Source organism: Parabacteroides sp. KHUB-02 (assembly GCF_056640955.1).
On the sequence record NZ_JBWQEV010000001.1, the window covers coordinates 3,260,643 to 3,276,507 of the forward strand.

Consider the following 15,865-nt stretch of genomic DNA (forward strand, 5'->3'; position numbering starts at 1 on the left):
CATGAAGAAGATTTTTTACTTAATGTTGGTAGCCCTTACTATGGGTATGTTCACCGCTTGCGACGACGATGATGAGAATACCCCTCAAATCAACAACCCGGAACCCAAGGAACAATGGGGCAAGACGCTCCGGGGCGACAATCAAACCCTACTGGCCTTTCCTGATATTTATGCCGATTATTGGGAATACACCTATTCTTACAAAGATAATCCAAACATCGGCCTTCGTCTGACTGGAAAGTTCCCGAAGTCACGCTTCTTCAATTTCACGGTTTATAACGACGAGACCCAAATAGACGTATCCAGCATTGAAGACGTAAATATCCAACCCGATGACAGCTCCATCAACCCCTATGTAAAGGAAACAGACGACTACGGAGCAAATGGCTATACGATTTACATCATTCCCGCTAACACCCCCGCCAGCGCACGTGCCTCGATGAAGAACATATGCGAGTTTCCGGAAGATGTCAATATGGTCTCCATTTTCATGCGTCTTTACTTGGCGAAACAATATAGCGGCGATGAGTATGGCGGCGTGGACATGCCTGCTATCCAAGCTTTCGATGTGACTACAGGTGAGGAAGTAGATTTCCCGAAGCGTGAGGTCTGCAACATCCACGAATCGTTGAACTTGCCGCCGATGGATTTCTCCGCCGACCTGCCGCAACTCCCGTTCATGCGTGCCCCGCTGAGCCTAATGTACCCGAACAGCCCGGCAGAATACCTATTCGCCCGCATCAAACTGAACGAAGGGGAGGTAGCAACTTTCCGTTTCATCCCTCCTACGGCTCCTAAAAGCGTAAGCGAATACGCCACCGCCGATGTACGATACTGGTCCATATGCCTTGGGTCAGCCGAGACCTACTCGTATGCCTCTATTTACGACAAAGAAATGCCTAAAGTGGACAAGGAAGGTTTCGTAACCTTTATCATAGCGGACGCCAACTCCGCCAAACTGCCCGATCTCCAAGCGAAGGCGGAAGCCAACGACGGTACATATATACTGACTTGGAACCGTAAGGAGCAAGGAGATGGAATCCTTGCCTTATACCGCAACATGGTGATCAACGAGAATTATCCACATTCCATGCGCAAGTTGATGGAGTCCGTTCCTCTAGCGGCCGCCGGCGGCGATATGAGCGGTTTCAACCCGATGAAGATGATCGCCATGCTCGCTATGGGCAACTGGGGACCGCAAGGCTATAAATTCAGCGAGGACGATTTCTTGAGCGATAGCTTCAATTACGCCAATATCCGAAGAATGAAATAAACCAATAGACATATCGTATTTTCAAGTCCCCTCGTATCCGGTCTTAACCGGAACAAGGGGACTTCCTTTTCACACTCTTATCATAAACCATGGAATTTAGATTCCTTATAGACGGGCGGTAATATAATCGATGATCTGCAGACAAAGGTTTGTGGTCTGCTCGTTCACGTCCAGCTCCGGATTCAGCTCTACCAAATCCATCGACTTAACCAGATTCGTAGACAACATATGATCCACGAAGTTATTAAACTCATCCGGCATCAGTCCCTCACACACACGAGTTCCCGTGCCCGGAGCGAAACGGGGGTCTATGCTATCCACGTCTATGCTGAAATGCACGTTGCGGATCTTCCGTTCCTTCAATTTCCGCTTGATGTCCTCAGCTACGAAGCCGATGCCTTTCAGATGGATCGTCTCCATCGTATAGACACTCAGCTTCTCCCGCTCGATCAAATCCCACTCGCCCTCATCCAGACTGCGGGTCCCGACCAAGAATACGTTCTGCGGATTCACCTTATTCCCGGGAGCGTAGATATTCACCAGTTCCTCGCTTCCCATCCCCATCAACGCACTCAGAGGCATCCCGTGGATATTACCACTGGGAGAAGTCTCGCTGGTATTGATATCCCCATGAGCGTCCAGCCAGATAATACCGAAATCATCATAACATTTACCCACGCCCGAGGCGCTACCTAAACCCAGCGAATGATCCCCGCCAATCACCAAGGGGAACGCTCCTCCACGCAATGTATCATAAACCAACTCCGCCAGATTCGTATTCACCTCCACGATCGCATCCAGATATTTCATGCTGTTACCCCGTACGAACTTATCCGCCTCGCTAACAGGGGGTACATACAAATTACCCAAGTCAAAGGCTTTATGCCCGTTCTTCCGGATCACCCCCATCAATCCCCGTTCCCGAAGGTGGTTCGGGGCACGCTCTACGCCAGCCCGGTCACATCCCAGATTCAAGGGAACACCTATTACATTTATCTTCATACACTAGAATTTAGCGAACGTATCTCGTATAATGCCAATCGCTTCCATCATTTGCTCCTCAGTAATCACCAAAGGAGGCGTGAAGCGGATGATATGATCGTGGGTAGGCTTGGCTATCAAGCCGTTTTCCTTCAACGCCAAACAGATGTCCCATGCCGTCTTCCCATCTTTAGGTTCCGTCACGACAGCGTTCAACAAGCCCTTACCCCGTACTTTCTTTATCATAGGATTATTAATCCGCTCCATCTCACCACGGAACAGCTCACCCATCTTAAACGCATTCTCCGACAAATGCTCGTCACGTACCACCTCCAAGGCGGCGATAGCGACTTTCGCCGCCAACGGATTTCCACCATACGTAGAACCGTGCTCTCCCGGAGCGATCGTAAGCATGATCTCATCGTCCGCCAATACCGCCGAGACCGGACTGACCCCACCGGACAACGCCTTTCCCAAGATCAAGATGTCCGGACGAATCCCCTCGTAATCACAAGCCAATAACTTACCGGTACGACCGATACCTGTCTGTATCTCATCCGCGATAAACAACACATTATGCTGATGGCAAAGATCATAGCAAGCCCGCAGATAACCATCGCCGGGCACCACGACCCCGGCCTCACCTTGGATCGGTTCCACCAAGAAGCCTACTACATCGGGATCTTTCAAGGCCTCGGCCAAGGCATCCACCTTATTATAGGGTATCTTTATAAATCCGGGCGTATAAGGGCCGAAATCGGCGTAGGAACTAGGATCGGTGCTCATGGAGATAATCGTGATCGTACGTCCGTGGAAATTCTCGCTACAAACCACGATCTTCGCACGCTCCGGAGCGACCCCTTTCCGACGGTATCCCCAACGGCGGCAAAGCTTCAAAGCCGTCTCTACCGCCTCGGCCCCCGTATTCATCGGCAAGAGCTTATCATATCCGAAAAACTTACAGGTAAATTCCATGTACTCACCCAGTATATCCGCATGAAAAGCACGGGATACGAGCGTAAGCTTCTCCGCCTGCTCCATCAGGGCCTTCACGATCTTAGGATGGCAATGTCCTTGGCTCAAGGCAGAATAGCCAGACAAGAAATCAAAATAACGTTTTCCTTCCACGTCCCACACGAACACGCCTTCGCCTCTTCTGAGAACGACCGGCAGAGGATGGTAGTTGTGGGCACCATACTTCTCCTCTCTGGTAATGTAATCTTCCGGTTTCATACTATAATTGAGTTTAAATGACTAGCATATTGTAAGCGTTTACATCGGGATAGCTCAAAGATAAGCATTTGCGGCTAACCAATTGATTACGGGTATGTATGTTAAGAAACATATCCACAAAAAAGAAGGGATGCCCCGCTCTCCCCAAGGAGAAACAAGGGCATCCCTCTCACGTCAAACAAACAACGCTTAGTTCCGTATCCGTACCTTATAGGTCTGGTCGGCTATCCGGACAAGATAGACTCCCGCGGGAAGAGCGTGTCTTGTCTCGCCGGGAACGACCGCAAACCGGGCACGACTAGCACCCGACAGGCCGACAACCCATGCCTCAGCCGGACGATCCGCACGGATATGGAGGGCGTTGGCAGAGGTCCAAACCGCTATGCCTCCCTCTACCGAGGCATTCGATGTCGGGACATCCGGGGTATCCGGGGTGTCGGGTGTGTCAGGATAATCGGGATCCACCGGCCCAGATTTGGGCGTATAGCTTACCACGAACGGGCTGAAGCTGGCAACGGAGATCTCCATATAATCATCCTCTAATGTCAAATTGTTATTACCCTCGGAATACACGTCTACCACGCCGTCCGAGCGGAGGTGGATAATCACGATATCATGTTGGGTTTTATTTACGCCTTCCGGATACGGGATACGTACCGTCACGATATCGGAGGGCTGCACGGGAGTTACGGCGGTAGTGGTGGATGCGTCGGTAGCGGAAATCGTGGTCGTCACCTTAACCAAGGTCACTTCCATCACGATCTTCGGGGCATCAGGAGCGATACCCGCATCTTGGGCGGCAGCTTTCGCTTTCTCTTCAATCTCAGCCTTTTTCGCTGGGTCTTCTATATCTTCCTTCACCAAGCGGAGGCTGGAGAGTTCCGTATCCGATGGCAGGGATACGGCATCGGGGATGATCACGATCGGGTTATCATCCGTTGGAACATTCGTTCCCTCCTGCCCTTCCTTTTCCTTGGGAACGGCCGGCGTACCGATCGTAGCGATCTCTTCCGGAGTCACGGAAGATTCCTGCGTAAAGGCAGCGGTTATCGTCAAGTCGTCGGTACCGGAGACGGTAATATTCCCAGATGCTAGCGGGTCATCATTCACTTTGTAACTCACGAATTCGTACTTTGGCAAGGCCGTATGTGCCAAGCTCAACTCAGTACCAACGGGTACGGCATCGCCGGATTTCACGCTCACTTCCTTACCCTCTTTTGTATAAGAAACGGAGATCGTACCGCCTTCCGGCTGCAGGATCTTGACGTAATATTCCGACTCGAGAAGTACCGTGAAGTTTACCTCATACGTACGCTTGGTCTGTCCATCCTCGGCGGTAACGACCAAGGTAGCCTTGGCCGATCCACTCTCGAGCGATACGGTAGCCGTGAACGATCCTGTCGGTTCTACGGAAACAGGCGATCCATTCACGAGCAGCTCAGCCTTCGCATCGACCAGCTGGCCGGATAAGGTGAGGGTAGCCGATTTCTGCGTGGAATTTGGGAGCAGCACCTCATATTTCATCGTAGAGGCAAGAAAACCGGGAAGCGGGGTAACCTCCCCACTTCCTTCCTTATACGATAGGGAACTCAAACGGGCTTCCGAGGACAGAGCCACGAGGATAGGCTCAAATTTCACCTCAGCCTCCACCGTATAGGCCGGCATCAAGAAGTAGGTCGTACCATCTTTCTCTTTCTGCAACGGAACAGTATTGGTTTTATCCCCGACCTTCCCGGATACCTTCAAGGAGCCGAACACCATTTGGTAGCCTTTGTTGGGGGTGGCGGCAATCGTCACCTTCGTACCGGAGGCGACCTCGCCGCCGGAAACAATCGAACTACCCGGAGCATCGGCGGTACTCAAGGTAAGCGTACCGTTCGCCGGGTTGGCGAAGGTGACGGTGGACTGGATCTTCTCGTACTCCACCTCTACCGTGACCGGGAAGTCCGGCATGGTGAAGGTGTAGAGGTAGGCGATACCGCTACTGGCATCGGGCTTAAACGTAGCCGGTACCGTTTCGGAGGGCGTACCCGTGCGGTAAACCTTCGGGTAACCGGAAGCCATTCGGTAGCCGTCGGCGGGGGTGACGGTAATCGTCACCTCGGTGCCGGAATGCAAGGTCGTAGGGGATGTGAGGGTCTCACCGTCCGCCGAGATCGATAAGGAGGCAGATCCTTCCGCGGGAGCCTCGAAAGTCAACATGAAAGGAAGAGCGGGGTAGTCGGGACGGGCCTTCGTCTCGATCCCTTCCTGCGCCCGGGCGGTCATCGAGAAGACCGCCAGCAGGCATACGAGCCATAAACTAGTATATTGTTTCATATCAAAGCGCTATTTTATAAGTGATGTTATTGATTCGAACCATGTAAATACCGGAAGGCAAAGCCAAGCGGGTATCGCCGGGGACGATAGAGGCGGCGTAGACGGTACGTCCGTCGGAGCGTACCACGGTAAGCGCGGCGGCCTCCCCGGAATAGACATGCAGCGCACCGTCGGCGGCCCAGATACGGACAGCGGCGGTAGCGGTAGCGATCTCGTTGGCGGTCACCACGGAGCCATCGCACACACCCACGCTACGAACCAGCGAGCGGGTGACGGCATTGGCGGTGATGTATGCCTCGAAAGGCTTCAGCACATAATCCGCCTCCTGAAGGTCGAAGCGGGTACCCTCGGCATTGAGCACGTAGATACCACGGAGCGTAAGGTTGGCGAGATTCGGGTTCGTCCGGAAGAGGAACACGCCGTTCTCGAGGGCATCGCCGGAAGCGACCGTAGCCGTAGCCGGTATCTCGATCGGCGCGTCGGAGGCTGTTTGGCTAAAGGTTACCCGAGTCAAGGCTGCGTCGGCGGCCAACAGATAGGGGCTACCGGCGGTGAGATCGACCCTTTTCCCGTAAAGGACAGAGACCTCTTCCCAACCTTGGGCAACGGCCTCCTTAGCGGTGTAGCCGGTGGCGGCATAAAGGATTAGCCCACTACCATATTCCGCAGAGGCTGTCAATTCGATAGGGCTACCGAAGGTCGTCCATTTGTTATTCAGCGAACGGTTGGTTTTGAAAGTCTTGGACACCTTCAGCGCATTCGTTGTCACGACCTGCGCACCCTCCTCCAATGTCAACTCAAAGACGGACGCATTCTCGCTATCGACGGTAAGCACGCCATCGGATTTAACGATGACACTCTGTGACAGGCCGGCCTCGGAGAGATTCTGATTGCCGGAGATCTCGACCTCTTTCCAATCACTCACCTCCGTAAAGGTCGTTACCCTACCATCCGCCTCGGGAGCAGGGAAGCGATCGATTGCCGTGCCTTCGCTATCGAGGCCTTTCTGCGGGATAAACGTACTAGCTTTCATCTCCCAGAGCTTATACTCCTCGCCCGCCGTAACGGTAGTGGCTAAGGTCTTGTTGTAGCGTTTTACTTCGATGGGCTGGGATGAGCGAGGCAGAAACCTTATCGTAGCGCCAGCATCTCCCGCCTCATCCGTGAACAGACATTCCATCCAAGCATTGGTAAGGGTACCGGTGTTATGGATAGCGGTGTGGGCACAATGGAAAGTGGTATAGCCATTTACCGGATCAAGCACGCTGAAGGTGCCAGAGTTATCGAGGCAGTAATGCATATCGGACGAGCTGCTGTTTTCAATGCGGAAGCTGCTGCCCGACAGCCTCAAGGTGCCTTTATTGATCAAGGTAGAGGCACCGGACGAGCCGAGGATCGAACCGGTCTGCGCAATTGTCAGATCGCAACCTTCGTTGACGGTCAAGGCAGCACCGTCGGTCGGGCGTATCGTTACGTAATTCAACGTCAGCGTCGGGTTGCCGGTAGCGGTGGCGACGATGAGCTTGTTGGCGGAAGGGCCTGGGGGTGACGATATTTTGCCGTTGAAACGGGTCTCCGTTCCGGCTCCCTTTTTATAACTCCATTTGTTGTTGGAGTAGAAGAGCATGAAGGTCATCGTATCGCTAGAAGACAAGGGCAGTGACAACAAGGACCTCAGATAGGAGGCAGACGACAAGCCGGACTGGCCGGGGATAATAGTACTCGCGTAAGCTGTAGGCAGACCGTCAGCGCCATAGCCGGCAATAGCTTTCAGTTGCGGGAGCAGGCCGTTCTCGGCGGTACCGATGGCGGTGAAGGCTTGTGTATTTTCGGGGCCTGCCCAAGCGGCGATCTCGGCGGCGACATCATCGAGGTAAGTGTCGGCACCGTTTGCCTTATCGCTACCTATGTTATCGGTAGGGACGGCTAGCGTATTATCTCCTATCGTCAGTTGGATCATGGTACTGGCGTAGTTGTCGAGAAGGGTAACTTTATTAGTAGGTGGATCAGATCCGACAATCCGACCGGCCTGTTTATCCGACGTATTTCCTAAGGCTTTCACGCCGGCGGTAGTTAAGGCGAGGCAATTCTTTATCGTTATATTAATGTTTCCAGCAAAAGCTTGCCCCACAATACCACCTGCGGCAGCTATCCGGCTGTCGCTGTTTGATCCTGCAGAAACAGCGCCTGTGGCAAAACAAGATTCAATCGTCGTTTTCTCAGATAGTCCGGCAATGCCGCCAGAATAAGCATTAGCAGCGGAAGATTTAGCGATTATCCACCCTGTCGAATAGCAGTGCGATATGCTACAATTACCGCTACTATAGGCTCCGATACCGCCCGCATACGCGGCATCGCTAGAACCAGAACCGGTAGCAGTAACACGGATATCCTCCGTATTGAAGCAGGAAACGATAGAAGAGCCATTATTAGTCGCTACGATTCCACCACCACGACCCATCTTTCCGGTCATAGTGACAGCTCCCCTGTTTGAACAAGCGCTAATCACCGAACCTTCAGAGTAACCGGCAATTCCACCGAGAGACCCAGAATTGCCGGTCACAGAAAAACTAACCTTGCATTGATTATGGCAATTGATGATTTTTCCATTCTTTACATAACCTGCCACGCAGCCAAGATAGTAAGCGGTGTCTTGAGCATTAGCAATAGTTGTCAAATTAATATTGTCAGATCCTGCCATCGTCAGATTCCGCACGGTCGCTCCATACAGATAACCGAAAAGGCCGATATAGTAAAACGAGGCCGAGGAGATCGTCATTCCGGTAATCGTATGGCCGCCACCATCGAAGGTGCCTTGAAAGTAGTAACGTGCATCGAAGCCTTTATAAGTCCCTATCGGTATCCAATTAGCCTCGAAGCCGCTCGCCACGCCTTGGGCAGGTTTCGCCAGCGAGATATCGTCCGCAAGCGTAACCGTACAGTCTTTGAAGCCCTCGGAGGCGGGATAGGAATCGGTATAGGTTTTATCGGCATCGGCGATTGTCTTCCCGTTATTCGTCACCCAAGCGATCCACGCGAGGCCGCAGGCGGTCTTGACGGTGTAGGTAGTGCCGGAGACGGCGACATCGGTGCCAGTCGGGCCGACATTGGCTAATTTGGCGTACTCGGGCCAGTCGGCGGGGAGAGTCGTCATGCCTGAGAAGGAGACTAATTTATCTTCCGTTGCCGTAAAGACGGTTGTTCCTTTCGAATCCATCAGTTGTTCGTTGCCCAGCCAAAGGGTGTAGCCGGTGTTCTTTGTGACGTTGATGGCGAAACCCTTCTTTTTACCGTCGGTGGTGAATTGGATAACGGGATCGAACGATTGGCCGCTGGCGTTTTTCACCTCGAGCGTCTGGCCACTCGTTGGGGCGGTGGCGAACTGCCATTGGAGGAAGGGGGATTTCACTCTAGAGCTTCCATAAATTGCGTCTCCATCTTTATCTTCCGAAGAAACCGTTACTTTCGCGTCTTCGGTAGCCGAGAAAGCACCCCAATTGTCTAGAAACACAGCAACAGCTTCCGCCGTGACAGTTATCTTGCCTTTGATGGTGGTATTTATAGCAGAACTAGTAGAGTACAGATATATTCCATATGATCCAGTTCCTTCCGCGGCGATATTCAATCCGGCGGTGCCACCATCCAGAAGCAGGATGCATCCTTGGTAGTTATTAATCACATCCTTTTTCGCTTTCAGGTTACTGGCAGAGTTGCCTGTCGCTTGGATACAGAACGGTTTACTGCCCTCCAGATAAAATAATGAGCCGTCGGCAGTAGTGGAGGTCAGGTTTAGCCCATCCAATTTTAGGATCGGGTAGCTGTCAAGATTATTCGCGTCGGCTATCGCTTTCTCGCTTTTGATATCGATCGCGCCCTGCTGCCAGTTTGCGTTCGTGCCCGTCAGCGTACCGGAGAACTCGGTCTCGGTGCCATTAGTCCCGACCTTGTAAAACCAAGCGTAATCGGTCGAGCTGTTGGGTTTCAGTTTATAGGTGAGAGTTAGTTTATCAGTAATACTAGTACTAGCCACGTCAAGCGGCTGTGTCTGCGCTTGCGCTCCTGCCATTGCCGGCCCCCAGAGGGCCAGCGTCAGGATACAGAACATCCGCACGGCGGCCCGGAGGGAGAGCCGCGCGGATATCTTTCTAGAAAGATAAAATTCGTTCATATGGATTCGATTTTAAGTGTTTGACAATTTGCTAGGCTCAGATCTCGTCCGGGCTCTCGCTATCGCCGCCGGGGTTCTCGGGGTCGGGCGCAGGGTCGGGTGTGGGATAAGGCTTGTCGTCGGACTTGGAGGGGCTGGTGGGGCCTCCCTTGGCGGCGATGAGGTTCTTATACTTGCGGAAGATCTGGTTCACGGTGTCGATGAAGGCGTTGATGGCCTCGGTAGGCTCAAGTACGGCGTAGGCGTTGACACGCTGGATGATGAGGTCGAGGGTCTCGTCGGTCGCCTTGCGGGCCTTGGTGGTATCGGTCTTCACACGGGCGGAGTACTCGTCGGTGCGGGTGATGTCGAGAGCCTTGTAGGCATCGTTCAAGGTTTTCAACTGGGCCACGTAGGTGTCGAGGCGGAGGGTCTTGAGGGCTTCCGATACGTCAGCCTTGGCGAGGTCGAGCAGCAGGCCGTCGATCAGGGCGGTCTCCTCGGCGTAGGCCTTGGCGTAGATCTTGTCGTAGGCCCGCAGCACGCTGTCTACCAGCAGGGCGGGGGTACGCAGGGTCTCGTCGGGGCATACCTTATAGGAGCCGTTCATGGAGTAGATGAACTGGAGGGTCTTGTCACGCTCCTTGTCTTTCGCCTCCAGCTGGGCGGTGGAGGCGCTCTTGGTGACGCGGTTCACGCACTCCGCCTCCCGGTCGATGCATTCCTTGTAACCCGGGGCGAGGGCCTCCAGATGGAGGGCGGCCACGGTCGTATCCAAGATACGGGCGTAGATCTCGTTGTTCATGTTCATGTGGCCGGCGTTGGTCAACGCGGTCTTCGATACCGATCCGATTTGTTTCGCTAAACTCATACTGTTTGTTGTTTTTTCGTTAATACTTTCCTCTTGTCCGCAGACGTAAGGTTTCCTACAAATGCAGGATAATCCCTTTGATAATCATATATTTTTCTATCAAACAATGCCTACGGGTGTCGAAATCTCTCCCGAGGCCCCGGAAAGGACCGCTATGGTCGTAAGGATCGCTCCGGACGCCTCGGGAGAGGCCACTACGACCATAGGGATCACTCCAGAGGCTTCGGGAGGGGCCGTTACGGTCGTGGGGATCGTTCCGGAGGCCTCGAGAGGGATGGCTACGGTCGTAGGGATCGTTTCCGAGGTATTTCGCTAGTCCGTCGCTTTCGTAAACCGGATCGGCCAGTCCAATGCCTTGGTGGTGTAGACCGGGAAGATCCATTGCTTATGGTTGGTCGCCTTGTTCCGGCCGAACCAGCTGTCGCCCTCGTTGAGGTCGTTCTCTTGGTCCACCCCGAAGCGGTACGGCGGGTTCTCGCTCTTCAATTTATACTCCTTGCTTCCCCAATAGGCCGGGAATTGCTCGTCGATGGAGTAAGGAAGCGTCATGTCGGTACCGGGCGAGGTGGCGATCACGTAGTATAGGTCATCGCTCTTCCCCTTGCGGGCGATGCCCACGCCGGAGACCGGTTCCTTATGGCTGTCGTCGGGCGAGAACTTCAAGCAAACGTAATGGTTATCGATCGCGTCCCACATCATTCCCGATTCGGCGTCCTGCCCCCGCGGTTCGAAGCCGTGCTTGCGGGCGTCGTCCTCCTTCATGAAGCGCATGTGGTAGATGGGGCGGCACTCGTCCTTGAAGTCGAGGGCTACCCACCAGAGCTGGTCGGCGTTATCCCCCACGTCGAGGTACTCGTGGGCCGAGGTATCGAGCATCTTGCCGATCCGCGAGTCGTTCGGTCCCTTGGTATTCAGCACCAACGGACTGTAGATGCGTTCCTTGCCGTCCGGCCCGGTGAAGACACGTTGTCCGGCGGGATCCCCGTGATTGTCCTTCCCGGTACGCATCATGAAGTCGGCCAGGATCAGCTGCGGTTTCTTGGCCAGCTTCGAACGCGCCTCCACGTAGGAGTCCAGATATTTCTTCAGCGCATCTTGCCGCGCATAGTTCTTCGTCAGGTAATACAGGGGGACCAGGAAGCAACGGGTGGTATCGCCCCTCGGGCCGTAGCTTACGAGGTGGAGGTTGCTGTTCTCGTCGGCGATGGACTTGTCCCAGCTCTCGAAGTCCACGGAGGCGTTGCCGCCGGTGATGATCATGATGCTCTCCTCGGACATATGCTCGTTCAGCTCCGACTTCGTATAGCCGCCCCCGGCGCCGATCTTGCCGCCGTGGGTACCCATCACGCGATAGTAGGTCTGGAGCCAGTTCTCGTTCTCTCCCGCCGGCGACGACGACTTGGCGGAAAGCTCCGCCTCGGCGGCGAACACCGTCTCGTCGTAATAGAGGTTCTCCTTCCGGCTGTAGATATAGGTATAGCTCCCGCCGAAGACACCGCCCACCAGCACGTGGGTGCCGTAGGTGTCGTATAGATCGTAGATGCCCTTCTGCGTGTTGCCGTATCGCTTGTAGAGGTCGCTATTGGTTTCGTTCAGCAAGCGCGAGGCGGTCGTGGTGAGGAACGGCAGGAAGACGTCGGGATTGCTGGCGAAGGTATAGATGGCGGTGGCCATATGCAGCTCCACCATCGGCTTGACATGCACGTCCACGTGATACTCGAAGCGGTTGGACGAGGTCTGGTTATGCTGGAACCGCTGGTCGAAGGAGCCGGAGAAGAGTTTCGACCTCGTAGGCGTAGGAGCGCCTTGGTTCGTGAAGCCGAGGCTGCTCACCGAGATGCCGAGCTCCTGCCACATGTTGTCCACCATCTCCTCGTAGTCCACGCCGGAGCGTTCCCGTCCCCACGACTCGGCGTGGGGGGTCTTCACGAAAGCCTCCGTGCCGTACATCAGGTCGAAATCTAGGAAAGGCTCGCTAGGGGCGGCGAAGATATCGCCCGCCGTGTTCACCGTCTTGCCCACGTTGTGCATATAGCTCGGGGCGTTATCCGACGCTGAGCTTTCCAGCTTGGGTTGCGACACGAGGAAGAGCGTGTCCGTCGCCGCCTCCCCCGACTTGCTGGCGATCCCCCGCAGGGCGATCTTCTCGAGGAAAGGCTTACGCTCCACCTCCTTCTTGAGGTTGAGCACGAGGAAGCGGCTCTCGGCCCCCTGCCTCATCTCCCAATCGAAATACTTGCCGCTGAACTCGAAGTCGCGGATACGATCATCGTGCACCGGGATGGCGATCTCGCCCTCCCACGGATGGATGATGAACAGCCGGTTGCCGTCCGACTCGTCGGAGAGGTTGAACTCCGCCACACGCTGGGGGACGTACACTTCCGTGTCGTCGTCGGAACATCCCGTGAGGAAGGCCGACACCACCAGCGTCAAAATACCGAAAAATAAAGATTCTCTTCTCATACTGATTCTTCTTAGATAAAGGTGTATACTCTATATTATAATGTAGGGAGTTCGCCTCCCCATGACCCTATTCGATCGCCCGTACCCATTCGTCCATGCCCTTGGCGGCCTCCGGCGGCATCTTCTGTTTCAGCCGGTAGCGGGTGGTGTGCAAGCTTCCGATGGAGATAGACATCTTGTCGGCGATCTCCCGGTTGCTCAGGTTCATCTTGATCAGCATGCAAAGCGTTTCCTCCGCCGGCGTGATCCCCGGCACCCGCTCCCTAAGCGTCGGCAGGAAACCCGGATACGATGCCCGGAACGATCGGTGGAACGATCCGTTCCCTTTTCGCTCCGGATCGGCGGGAAGGCACGAGGCCAGCAGGTGCTCCTTCCGTATCGGGCACTCGGCGGCGTGACGCTCCAAGTGTTCCGACAGTACGTCGAACCGCTCGTCGATCCGCCGGCGCAGATGCTTCCATGCGAACACCCAGCAGCCCCCGCAGAGGAGGAGCGCCAGCATCCCGCACATCATCAAAATCCGTAAGTATGACCCTTCCATTACTACTTCGTTTTTGTTTCTCAAAGGAAACCATTCCTATCCTTATACGACGAATTCTTTTTTGAGCAATCCGCTCAACAAGTCCTCAACAACGGCCTTATCCGCACGAAATGCGATCATCAATTTAATTGACACGCCGCTCGGGGCACCGGTGGTACGGACAAGTCAAAGGTACGCCGCCGGGCCTTCGGACGGATAAAAAACCAATAGATGATTCAATCGATTTATCCCCCGGGACACGCTATTTTCCATGAAAAACGGCGTATATTCGCGATAAACCATAAAATCCTACGCAGATGAGAGACATCACGCATTTCCTGCTAGCCACCCTCCTCTCGCTAGCCACCCTCGCTTGCCGGCACGACACGCCTCCCGCGGACGGCTCCCTCTCCCGGCAGCTTCCGCCCGATACCAAGGAGATACTCCGGCAGCTCAACGACCGCGACAACCGGGAGGAGGCCTTGCGCCTCGCCGACAGCCTCGCCGCTCTTCCCCCTTCCGACGACCCGTGGCTAGAGATCCGTATCGCCCAAGCGGTAGCCAACACGCTCTATAAATTCCGCCGCGACCCTTCGGATGCGATCCGTGTGCAAGAAAGGGCCCTCGCCGTCTATCGCCTCCACCCCGATGCCGCCGACGATCCGGCCGACCTGCTCTCTACCCTCGGCCATTATTACCGCCGCAAGGGAATGCGGGAAAAAGAGGTGGAAGTCATACAGGAAGCCATGGACTGGTGCGTAGCCCACCCCGAGAAGCTCAACCGGGGTTTCGTCTACACCTTCGCCGACCTCTCCTCCACCTATAGCGACCTCGGATTGTACGACAAGGCTATGGAGGCCATCTCACGCTCCATCGACTACTCCCTCCAGTTGGATAGTTTTACCATCAGCGACCTCTACCGGATGAAAGCCGGGATATTCTGGGAGCTGGAACAGCACGACTCTACCTTATATTACGCACGGCAGGCCTTAAAGAGAGGGGAGGAGCTGAAAGAGAACGCCTATGTCCTCGCCGCCAAAAACATACTTTACAATTATTACTACGAATATGTGCCCGACTCTATCCCTGCCGCCCTCGAAGGGTACAAGGAATTGATAGAAGAGGAAGAAGCGATCTCCGCGGGGTATCAAGATCTTTTCAAATTCATGCTGGGGGCCTGCCTCGTACGCGACGGAAAGCCGGAAAAAGGCTTCCCCCTGATGGAAGAGGCCTACGCTCTCTACAAGAAATACGAGGCGAACGATATGATGGATTGGACCGGACGGCATTTGCTCAACCTTTACGCCCAACAAAAGAAGGGAGACAAGATGGCCGAGATCTACCCGGAATACAAGGAGATACACGACTCGTTGCAACTGGCGGAGAAACAGCGGTACGCCATTGGTGCCAACGTACGCTACGAGACCGGACGGAAGGAGCAGGAGAATCGGGCCTTATCCGCCGAAGTGGCCTTGAAGGAACGTTCGCTCGTTTATACGCGCGTCATCCTGATCCTAGCCATTTGCCTGCTGACCGGGATCATTGTCTACGCACTCCAACGTCGCCGGCTTCACCAACGTGAGCGGGAGATCCAGCGTCAACGACTGGATAATCTCCTCGCTACCCAACAAGAACTGAACCGCCGCAATGAGCGACTGAGCGCCGAGCTGGAGCAAGCCGCCCATAACGAGGTGATCGACAGCGTACGCCAGAAGCTCAACCCCTCCTTGCTGAGCGGCGAGGACGAGTTGCGGTTCCGCCAATCCTTCGCTGCCCTGTACCCTCGCTTCCTGCCCGGCTTGCGTAAGGACTTCCCGGAACTGACCAAATCCGACGAACTGCTCTGCATGCTGATCTACCTGAAGCAGAGCACGGACGAGATCTCGTTGGCCTTGGGCATCTCCCGTCCCAGCGTCAACTCCGGACGCAGCCGTATCCGCAAGAAACTTGGATTGCAGAAAGAGGAATCCTTGGACGAATTCCTGCAAAAAAGATAATCCCTCCTTTCCGGCGGCTGCCACCCGAAGGTGGCATGCTTGCCGGAAAGAGGGGATCAAG

10 protein-coding genes are annotated in these 15,865 nt (G+C 54.6%); 3 read left to right on the forward strand and 7 right to left on the reverse strand.

Annotated features, from left to right (window positions below):
• The first annotated feature begins 1 nt into the window (after position 1).
• On the forward strand, positions 2-1,273 hold the full coding sequence (locus ACYIA1_RS14265; RefSeq protein ID WP_044544947.1) for a hypothetical protein: 1,272 nt from the start codon (positions 2-4) through the stop codon (positions 1,271-1,273).
• A 105-nt stretch (positions 1,274-1,378) separates the two neighbouring features.
• Here ACYIA1_RS14265 and rocF read toward each other — a convergent pair whose 3' ends face one another.
• The 5 genes from rocF to ACYIA1_RS14290 all read right to left on the reverse strand — a co-directional run bounded on the left by rocF (position 1,379) and on the right by ACYIA1_RS14290 (position 10,824).
• Positions 1,379-2,275, reverse strand: coding sequence for an arginase (gene rocF, locus ACYIA1_RS14270; protein ID WP_005861034.1), 897 nt, complete (start codon positions 2,273-2,275; stop codon positions 1,379-1,381).
• Positions 2,276-2,278: 3 nt separating this feature from the next.
• Positions 2,279-3,487 carry an ornithine--oxo-acid transaminase gene (rocD, locus tag ACYIA1_RS14275; RefSeq protein WP_044544513.1) on the reverse strand — a complete coding sequence of 403 codons (1,209 nt, stop codon included), beginning with the start codon at positions 3,485-3,487 and terminating at the stop codon, positions 2,279-2,281.
• Positions 3,488-3,676: 189 nt separating this feature from the next.
• Complete coding sequence (locus tag ACYIA1_RS14280; RefSeq protein WP_044544514.1) at positions 3,677-5,806, reverse strand: InlB B-repeat-containing protein; 2,130 nt, start codon at positions 5,804-5,806, stop codon at positions 3,677-3,679.
• Position 5,807: 1 nt separating this feature from the next.
• The gene (locus tag ACYIA1_RS14285) at positions 5,808-9,974 is read right to left on the reverse strand and encodes a hypothetical protein (RefSeq protein WP_480335615.1); all 4,167 of its coding nucleotides are present in this window, start codon (positions 9,972-9,974) and stop codon (positions 5,808-5,810) included.
• A gap of 37 nt (positions 9,975-10,011) precedes the next feature.
• A complete protein-coding gene (locus ACYIA1_RS14290; RefSeq protein WP_418191808.1) occupies positions 10,012-10,824 on the reverse strand; it encodes a DUF6261 family protein in 813 nt (270 codons plus the stop codon).
• A gap of 61 nt (positions 10,825-10,885) precedes the next feature.
• On the opposite strand from ACYIA1_RS14290, the gene ACYIA1_RS14295 reads away from it, so the two are divergent.
• Complete coding sequence (locus ACYIA1_RS14295; protein ID WP_158532651.1) at positions 10,886-11,140, forward strand: hypothetical protein; 255 nt, start codon at positions 10,886-10,888, stop codon at positions 11,138-11,140.
• On the opposite strand, the gene ACYIA1_RS14300 is transcribed toward ACYIA1_RS14295, so the two are convergent.
• Positions 11,137-13,287: an MAC/perforin domain-containing protein gene (locus tag ACYIA1_RS14300; RefSeq protein WP_480335617.1), complete on the reverse strand. Its 2,151-nt coding sequence runs from the start codon at positions 13,285-13,287 to the stop codon at positions 11,137-11,139. The two genes, ACYIA1_RS14295 and ACYIA1_RS14300, sit on opposite strands and share 4 nt — an antisense overlap.
• A gap of 67 nt (positions 13,288-13,354) precedes the next feature.
• Entirely contained in the window at positions 13,355-13,828 is a 474-nt protein-coding gene (locus ACYIA1_RS14305; protein ID WP_005866615.1) for a helix-turn-helix transcriptional regulator, read from the reverse strand.
• 296 nt (positions 13,829-14,124) lie between these two features.
• Here ACYIA1_RS14305 and ACYIA1_RS14310 point away from each other — a divergent pair, with 296 nt between their 5' ends.
• Entirely contained in the window at positions 14,125-15,804 is a 1,680-nt protein-coding gene (locus ACYIA1_RS14310; protein ID WP_048927888.1) for a tetratricopeptide repeat protein, read from the forward strand.
• Positions 15,805-15,865 lie beyond the last annotated feature (61 nt).

Bases quoted from the DNA above. Each gene is read 5' to 3' on its own strand.
- rocF (WP_005861034.1), bottom strand. From the start codon at position 2,275: ATGAAGATAAATGTAATAGGTGTTCCCTTGAATCTGGGATGTGACCGG.
- ACYIA1_RS14305 (WP_005866615.1), bottom strand. From the start codon at position 13,828: ATGGAAGGGTCATACTTACGGATTTTGATGATGTGCGGGATGCTGGCG.
- ACYIA1_RS14280 (WP_044544514.1), bottom strand. From the start codon at position 5,806: ATGAAACAATATACTAGTTTATGGCTCGTATGCCTGCTGGCGGTCTTC.
- ACYIA1_RS14300 (WP_480335617.1), bottom strand. From the start codon at position 13,287: ATGAGAAGAGAATCTTTATTTTTCGGTATTTTGACGCTGGTGGTGTCG.
- ACYIA1_RS14295 (WP_158532651.1), top strand. From the start codon at position 10,886: ATGCAGGATAATCCCTTTGATAATCATATATTTTTCTATCAAACAATG.
- ACYIA1_RS14310 (WP_048927888.1), top strand. From the start codon at position 14,125: ATGAGAGACATCACGCATTTCCTGCTAGCCACCCTCCTCTCGCTAGCC.
- ACYIA1_RS14290 (WP_418191808.1), bottom strand. From the start codon at position 10,824: ATGAGTTTAGCGAAACAAATCGGATCGGTATCGAAGACCGCGTTGACC.
- ACYIA1_RS14265 (WP_044544947.1), top strand. From the start codon at position 2: ATGAAGAAGATTTTTTACTTAATGTTGGTAGCCCTTACTATGGGTATG.
- ACYIA1_RS14285 (WP_480335615.1), bottom strand. From the start codon at position 9,974: ATGAACGAATTTTATCTTTCTAGAAAGATATCCGCGCGGCTCTCCCTC.
- rocD (WP_044544513.1), bottom strand. From the start codon at position 3,487: ATGAAACCGGAAGATTACATTACCAGAGAGGAGAAGTATGGTGCCCAC.